The organism is Bartonella sp. AU18XJBT, assembly GCF_028618595.1.
Taxonomy (GTDB): Bacteria; Pseudomonadota; Alphaproteobacteria; order Rhizobiales; family Rhizobiaceae; genus Bartonella.
Genome location: NZ_JAQITE010000105.1, coordinates 1 through 2,294 on the forward strand (window position 1 = coordinate 1; position 2,294 = coordinate 2,294).

The following is a 2,294-nucleotide window of genomic DNA, read 5'->3' on the forward strand; positions in this document are numbered from 1 at the left end:
GCTATATCTTCAGGGGGGAGTTTTATTTTAGCATCGCGATAGGTTGTGTAAGCTATGCGACCAAGCTTTTTCATGAGTCCAGTAGGAATGGTAGGCGCTTTAAAACCTGATGTTTTCGCCTTTGCCATGTCACTAAACATTTCACCTTCACCAGTGACAAGCCAATCTAAGGATATTCCACAGCGATCTTTATATATTCGCATTATAGATACAGGGGGTTCTTGCAAACCCGTTTCATAATTACGCATAGTCGTTTCGGGGATTTCAAAATGTTTAGCAAATTGTTTGCGCTCTGTGAAACCAAGGGTGTGCCGTATTTCACGTAATCGTTTTGCGAGTTCTGTTGTAGGTTCTTTTTCAGGTCGTGCCAAAAAATCACTCCAAATCCATTTTCGGCATTTGCAAAAGCCGAATTTTGCATTATACCTCATATTACCGCCCGCTATAGAGGGCAGATATTTTACCATTAACCCCACAAAAAACGGATGGTTTGAGCATCCGTTTGAAGCAGGAGCGAAAGTTATGACAACCACCCAAACATGCATTCAAGTATGGGATCGCCATAGTATTTTAGCTGAGCTACGCCGCCGTAATATGACCTTGGCGGAGCTCGCGAAAGCTTATCAACTCTCGTCATCCAGTGTTCAACATATCTGGACACGGTCTAACGAGAAAGCTGAACGTGCCATTGCCGATTTTATCGGTTTGCCCGTTGAGCAGGTTTTTAGCGACCGCTACCCCAAAAGTCGCCGTCGCATTTTTAAAGCAGCAAAACATGCCAATACAGATTCGCGTGCGCATTCTACTTTGCGCGGTAATGCTTCTTGAACTTTAGGCTTTGCGTTTTTGCGCATTTGCCATGCATTTAGATACCATAAGATAAAGAGGTTTATCAATGTCTAAAGATCAATACGAAATGGGCAAGATAAATTGCATAGAGTTGCATCATGGAACAGCCGTTTGGGTAGTTTTGTTTTCCATAGGTGGTAAGCGGATTTTACTAATGGGGGATGGTTATGGTTGCAGCTTATAATTTATGGAAGCCAGAGGAAAAAAGAGAAATTTTTAATCCTTATTCAGAAGCTGAGCGATTACAAATGATGCTTTCCTGTTCTTTAAAAGCCGTGAGTGGAGGCTTTCGACATATACCGATACGGTATGTTATTGACCCCCCGCATGGCTTATTTGATGCGATATTAGCACGGCAGATTGCGATTCATATTTTGCATTATCAGTTTGAGGTGCCGCGGCGGCGTATTGTTGCCATGCAAGTACGGAAGCAGACTGCTATCTTTCTTGCTTTACAAGTGATTAATCGGCGTTTGGAAGAACCTGTATTTGCTAAAGCTTATCGAAGATGGGCGGGGCGTGCGATGGATTTGTTTTTTAAAGAAATGGTAAAGGCGGGGGCGTGATGGCACAGTTTCAAAAGTTTGCTCTTGATGTGATTGTGGTGCCGGAGCGTATACGCCCTGTAGATGATGAGCATGCTAAGGCACTTGCACAATCAATGGCGCGGGAGGGGTTGATGAACCCTATTACGGTGCGCCATACGCCCAATGCGAAAGAGGGCAATTATACACTTATTGCTGGTGCGCACCGGCTTCGGGCTGCGGAGCTTTTAGGCTATAGCAAAATTAATGCGGTTGTGGTGCAGGCTGATAAGGATAATGCCGCGCTTTTAGAAGTGGCAGAAAACCTCTTTCGCAATGAATTGTCTGTTATTGACCGTGCGCTTTTTGTCCAGACTTACCGCGAATTGTGGGAAAAGAAGTATGGGGAGATTCAACGTGGCGGTGATCATGGTAATCAATATACAAAGGACAAAGTGGCAAAGGTGCAAGTTGCACCTTTGCCAAATGATGGTGACTTAAATGGCAAAGGAACAGTTTTATCTTTTGCCGAACATGTGGCGGACCGCATTGGTTTTTCTCAAGATGTTGTAAAACGTCTCAACTGTATTGCCCAGCATCTACAGCCGGAGTTGCGTTCTGTTTTGCGAGGGACGGCATTGGCAGATAATCAAGCGCAGTTATTAAATCTTGCCGAGATGGAGCCGGTTTCGCAACGGCGGGTGGCGATTGCTTTGCAACAGGTTGAGGGGGATTTGCGGCGGGCTGTTGATTTGGTCAATGGGGTTAATACGCCACCCCAAATCAATGAACAAGAACGGATTTTTGCCCAATTGTTAGGGGTGTGGCAGAGAGCAGATGCACAGACACGGGCGCGGTTTTATGATTATTTGAACAAGCAATCGGGGGAGGAGCAGGCATGAAGATGCGTGGTTTTCAACA

Annotated in this window: 4 protein-coding genes; 3 read left to right on the forward strand and 1 reads right to left on the reverse strand. The window is 45.1% G+C overall.

All coding sequences use genetic code 11. The features are described 5' to 3' along the window. On the reverse strand, positions 1 to 371 hold a 371-nt coding region (locus PVV60_RS10175), incomplete at its 3' end, for a helix-turn-helix domain-containing protein (protein WP_273724638.1). Positions 372 to 522: 151 nt separating this feature from the next. Here PVV60_RS10175 and PVV60_RS10180 point away from each other — a divergent pair. The 3 genes from PVV60_RS10180 to PVV60_RS10190 all read left to right on the forward strand — a co-directional run bounded on the left by PVV60_RS10180 (position 523) and on the right by PVV60_RS10190 (position 2,275). Beyond that, entirely contained in the window at positions 523 to 828 is a 306-nt protein-coding gene (locus PVV60_RS10180) for a helix-turn-helix transcriptional regulator (RefSeq protein ID WP_273724635.1), read from the forward strand. A 188-nt stretch (positions 829 to 1,016) separates the two neighbouring features. After that, positions 1,017 to 1,415, forward strand: a complete 399-nt coding sequence (locus PVV60_RS10185; protein ID WP_273724636.1) for a hypothetical protein — start codon at positions 1,017 to 1,019, stop codon at positions 1,413 to 1,415. Beyond that, positions 1,415 to 2,275: a ParB/RepB/Spo0J family partition protein gene (locus tag PVV60_RS10190; RefSeq protein ID WP_273724637.1), complete on the forward strand. Its 861-nt coding sequence runs from the start codon at positions 1,415 to 1,417 to the stop codon at positions 2,273 to 2,275. The genes PVV60_RS10185 and PVV60_RS10190 overlap by 1 nt, the downstream gene beginning before the upstream one ends. The last annotated feature ends 19 nt before the right edge of the window (positions 2,276 to 2,294 follow it).